This is a genomic window from Lentzea indica, from assembly GCF_012184385.1.
Taxonomy (GTDB): Bacteria; Actinomycetota; Actinomycetes; order Mycobacteriales; family Pseudonocardiaceae; genus Lentzea; species Lentzea indica.
Genome location: NZ_VSRL01000425.1, coordinates 1 through 4416, shown reverse-complemented (window position 1 = coordinate 4416; position 4416 = coordinate 1). Strand labels below are relative to the sequence as shown.

The following is a 4416-nucleotide window of genomic DNA, read 5'->3' as shown; positions in this document are numbered from 1 at the left end:
TCTGACGGTGCCGCCGCGGAGCCCTCATACCGGGCGTATTCGGGTTTCGCGGCGGTGCCGTCAGAAACCCCCTCGGGCGCGACTATCGCGGACGAGACTGGCAGGACACGGCCTAGGCCCGCCAGAGCCTGGTCCGAAGAGGACGGACCGGGCTCAGGCGGGCCATCTGCTCCGGATCAGCTCTGCGGCTCGTACAGGCTGAACGGCGTGCCCTGGTCGTCGGAGCAGTGGGCGATGCGGCCGACGTCGGGCACGGTCTGCACGTCGTCGCTCTTGCCGCCGAGCTCGGCGACCTTGCGCACGGACGCGTCGATGTCCGTGGTGTGGAAGTAGATGCGGGGCTGGGTGAGCTGGGCGTCCTTGGCCGCGATCGCGCCCGACGCGCCGTTGGTGATCACGTGGTAGTCCTCGCCCATGGGGCTGGTCTCCCAGCCGAAGACGCCTGCGTAGAACGCCCGTGCCCGCGCGGTGTCGTCGGCGGGCAGTTCGAACCAGTTGACCTGTCCGGACATCTCGATCGCTCCTTGAGGTTGTCGTTGCTGTGAGCGAAGGACGAGCGAGAGGACCGGAACTCGACATCATCCGCCGAGAATTTTGAGACCGGTTTCGTGGTGGTCGAGAGCGGCGCCAACGGCCGCGGCGACGGTGACCTCGAAGATCTCGTCCTCGGTGTGGTTCTGCTTCAGCCGCGCGATGTCCTCGTCGGTGATGCGGTAGGACGACGTGCGAACCGTTGCCGCGTAAGAGCCCCAGGCGTCACCAGCGGCGGCCGCCTGCCGGAGTTCGGCCGGGGTGTGGGCTGGGGCTTCCAGCACGGCGTGGCGCAACGAGGCGAGGCTGCCGGAACCGGGGCCGGTGAGGAAACGCGGGAACCGGTAACCGAACCGGTGCAGCGAGCGGGTGCCCGACTCCAGCTGGCCGGGCAGCAGCTCGAACCCGAACGCGTTCGCGAGCCGGTTCACCACCTGAAAGATCAGGCTGACGTTCAACGCGTCCACCACCGCGTTGTGCGGCACGCCCTCCGGAGGTGTCAGGTCCTCGAGAAACGCCAGCACAGCGAGAAGTTCCTGCCGCAGAGGCGACGGATCACCGGCGATCTGGACGAGTTCGGTGTGCGTGACGGCGCAGTACGGGCACCGGAGCTGCTCGGACGTGCGCAAGGCCGTGTACTCGCGTTCGCCCGCCGTCCAGAACGACGGCCCGCGCATCGCCTTCGCGGTCAGGTCGAGGAACACCGCGCCGAAGAAATCCGGGCGGTACAACAGGGTTTTCGGCACGTCCGACATCGGCACCCGTGACACCAGCTCCGTGAAGCCGAAGAACATGCGGGCGGGCAGCCGGTGGCCGCGGTCGAGGACGGTGAGTCGCATCAGGAGACCTCCAGGGAACGCAGGCGCCCGGCGAGGAAACGGCGGTCGGCGGGACTGTCCGCGAGCTCGTGCGCGAGCCGGTACGCGGCAATGGCTTCGTGACGGCGGTCGAGGCGGCGCAGCAGGTCGGCGCGGGCGGAGTGCAGCAGGTGGTAGGTGTCCAGCCCAGTGATCCCGTCGATCAGCTCGAGCCCGGCATCAGGCCCTTCTGTCATCGCGACGGCGACCGCGTGGTTGAGCTCGATCACCGGAGTCGGTGCCACCGAAAGAAGTTCGGTGTAGAGGGCGGCGACGCGGCGCCAGTCGACCGGGTCCTGCACGTGCAGGGCGGCGATCGCGGCATGCAGCACGTACGGGCCGGGGGAGCCGAACCGCAGCGCGCGGTCGAGCAGCGCCATGCCCTCGGAGATCTCCTCGACGTTCCACAGTGCGCGGTCCTGGTCCGCGAGCAGCACGATGTCGCCGTCAGAAGTGAGCCGGGCGGCGCTGCGCGAGTTGTGCAGCAGCATCAACGCGACCAGGCCGTGCGCTTCCGGTTCGTCGGGCATCAGCGTCGCGACGAGCTTGCCCAGCCTCAGTGCTTCCAGCCGCAGGTCGCGTCCGCCGTCGTGTAACCCCTGGTGAAGATCAGGTAGATCACCGCGAGCACGCCCTGCAGGCGTTCGGGCAGCAGGTGGTCGGCCGGCACCTCGAAGGTGATGCCGGCGTCGCGGATCTTGCGCTTGGCCCTGACCAGCCGCTGGGCCAGTGCGGGTTCGGCGACGAGGAACGCCCGCGCGATCTGCGCTGCCGTGAACCCCGCCACCGCTTGCAGCGTCAGCGCCACCCGTGCGTCCTCGGCGAGCGCGGGGTGGCAGCAGGTGAAGATCAGGCTCAGCCGCTCGTCACCCAGGTTGACCAGCTGCTTCTCGGTCATCGTGACCGCGTCCGGTGGCGGTGAGGGCAGCTTGGTACGGGCCATCTTGGCGTGGCGAAGCCGGTCGAGCGCGTGGTTGCGGGCGACGGTGAGCAGCCACGCGAACGGGTCGTCCGGCACCTGCGACCGCGGCCACTTGCGCAACGCCTGCGAGCACGCCTCCTGCAGCGCGTCCTCGGCCAGCTCGAAGTCGCCGAGTGCGCGCACGAGTGCCGCGAGCATCCGGGTCCGGTGCTCGCGGTACACCTGTTCGACCGCGGCCGACGCGAGGTCGCTCATGCCACCCCGTGGTTCAGGCCGGGGATGTGGTCGACGGGGCGCACCTCGATCGTGGCGCCGAAGTGTGCCTGCGGGACCATCTCGGCGAGCTCCAGCGCCTCGTCGAGATCGCGGCAGTTGAGCAGGTAGTACCCGCCGAGATGCTCGTGGGTCTCGGCGAACGGCCCGTCGGTGAGCATCGCCTTGCCCTCCTTCACCCGCACGGTGGTCGCGGTGCTGACGGGCTTGAGAGGGTCGCCGGCCACGAACACGCCACGGCGCCGGCACTCGTCGGCGAACGCGTTGACCCGCGTGAGGATCTCCTCGAACCGCGGATCACCGGGCTTCGGGCGGTCCTCGCAGTTGTAGATCAAGAACATGTAGTGCATCGGTGCTCCTCCAGTCGTCGTTCTGAGGACGAACGAACCTTCTGGAACTCGACATTCGAGCACGCAATGTTTCTCACGGCGCGGCGAGCGCCTCCGTCGGGGTGAGCCGCGACGCCCTGACCGCGGGATACACGCCCGCGACCACCCCGGTGAGAACGGCGGCGCCGAGACCGGCCAGTACCATCTCGATCGGGATCACCGCAGGCCAGCCGTGCGCGACCGCGTAGCCGGCCGTCCCCGCCAGCCCCAGCGTCACCCCGGCGGCACCGCCGAGCAGGCACAGCACGACCGACTCTGTCAGGAACTGCGTCCGCACCTGGCCGCGGTTGGCGCCCAGCGCCCTGCGCAGCCCGATCTCGCGCTTGCGTTCCAGCACGGAGATCACCATCGTGTTCGCGACCCCGATGCCGCCGACCAGCAGCGCCACCGCGGCCAGGCCCAGCATCAGCGCGGAGAAGGTGTTCTCGGTGAGCCGCTTGGCCGTGAGGGCGTCGGACGGGCGGCTGACCCGTACCTGCGACGGTTGCTGCGGGTACACGGTCGGGGGCAGCACCGCACGGACGTCGTCGATCGCCGCCTCCTGCGCCCTGAGGTAGAGCACCGTCGGCCGCTGGTCGAAACCGAGGTCCTCGGCGGCTTCCCAGCCGACCAGCGCGGACCGTTCGATCTCCGGTGCGAGCGGAAGGGGGTCGAGGATGCCGATCACCGTGAACCACGTGTCGTTGATCCGGACCTGGGTGCCGGTCGCGGTGACACCGAGCCTGGTCGCGGCGACGTCGCCCAGCACGACGGCCGGGAACTTCTCGGTGGCCTCGTTGAGGAACGCGCCGGTGTGCACGCGGCCGTTGAGCGTTTCCAGGAGGTTCAGGTTCGTGGCCAGCACGGTCAGCCCGGACGTCTCGGAGTCAGGGATGCGGTCGGAGCGGCGGACGACGGCGTGGGTGTTGGCCACGGCGCTGACCTTCTCGGCCGGGCCGATGCGCTCGACCATCGCGACGGAGTCCGGTGGGAGGGAGGCGGGTTCGTTGTTGGAACCGGTGGCGGCCTCGGCGCGCAACAGATTGGTGCCCAGCGCGGCGAACTCCTCCATCAGGGCGGCGCGGCTGGAGGCGGGGATGCCCGTGACCACGACGAGGGTGGCGATGCCGATGGAGATGCCCAGCGCGGACAGGACAGCCCGCAACGGCCTGGTGCGCAAGGGGGAGAGCCCCAGCAGGAGAAGATCGAGAGGACTCAACCGAGCCGGTTTCACGCCGTCACCGCCGAACGGATGCGGCCGTCCCTGATCTCGACCTGACGAGGCAGCCGAGCCGCCACCTCACGGTCGTGCGTGATCACCGCGAGCGTCGTCCCCTCCCGGTTCAGATCGAGCAAGAGGTCGAGCACCGCCTGCCCGGTCGCCGTGTCAGCGCGCCCGTCGGCTCGTCGGCGAGGACCAGCGCGGGCCGGTTCACCACCGCACGCGCGATCGCGACGCGCTGCG

Annotated in this window: 4 protein-coding genes and 2 pseudogenes; all 6 read right to left on the bottom strand. The window is 69.7% G+C overall.

The window, feature by feature from the left end; genetic code table 11:
* Positions 1 to 176 precede the first annotated feature (176 nt).
* On the bottom strand, positions 177 to 512 hold the full coding sequence (locus FXN61_RS47595; protein WP_167980359.1) for a VOC family protein: 336 nt from the start codon (positions 510 to 512) through the stop codon (positions 177 to 179).
* A 66-nt stretch (positions 513 to 578) separates the two neighbouring features.
* Entirely contained in the window at positions 579 to 1370 is a 792-nt protein-coding gene (locus FXN61_RS47590) for a carboxymuconolactone decarboxylase family protein (RefSeq protein WP_167980358.1), read from the bottom strand.
* A pseudogene (locus FXN61_RS47585) lies at positions 1370 to 2565 on the bottom strand (RNA polymerase sigma factor). Before FXN61_RS47585 ends, FXN61_RS47590 begins: the two are co-directional and overlap by 1 nt.
* Positions 2562 to 2933 carry a YciI family protein gene (locus FXN61_RS47580; protein WP_167980357.1) on the bottom strand — a complete coding sequence of 124 codons (372 nt, stop codon included), beginning with the start codon at positions 2931 to 2933 and terminating at the stop codon, positions 2562 to 2564. Before FXN61_RS47580 ends, FXN61_RS47585 begins: the two are co-directional and overlap by 4 nt.
* Positions 2934 to 3006: 73 nt before the next feature.
* Complete coding sequence (locus FXN61_RS47575; RefSeq protein WP_167980356.1) at positions 3007 to 4185, bottom strand: ABC transporter permease; 1179 nt, start codon at positions 4183 to 4185, stop codon at positions 3007 to 3009.
* Positions 4182 to 4416, bottom strand: a pseudogene (locus FXN61_RS47570) (ABC transporter ATP-binding protein); the annotation flags it as partial. The gene FXN61_RS47575 and the pseudogene FXN61_RS47570, both read right to left, overlap by 4 nt.

Bases quoted from the DNA above. Each gene is read 5' to 3' on its own strand.
- FXN61_RS47595 (WP_167980359.1), bottom strand. From the start codon at position 512: ATGTCCGGACAGGTCAACTGGTTCGAACTGCCCGCCGACGACACCGCG.
- FXN61_RS47590 (WP_167980358.1), bottom strand. From the start codon at position 1,370: ATGCGACTCACCGTCCTCGACCGCGGCCACCGGCTGCCCGCCCGCATG.
- FXN61_RS47580 (WP_167980357.1), bottom strand. From the start codon at position 2,933: ATGCACTACATGTTCTTGATCTACAACTGCGAGGACCGCCCGAAGCCC.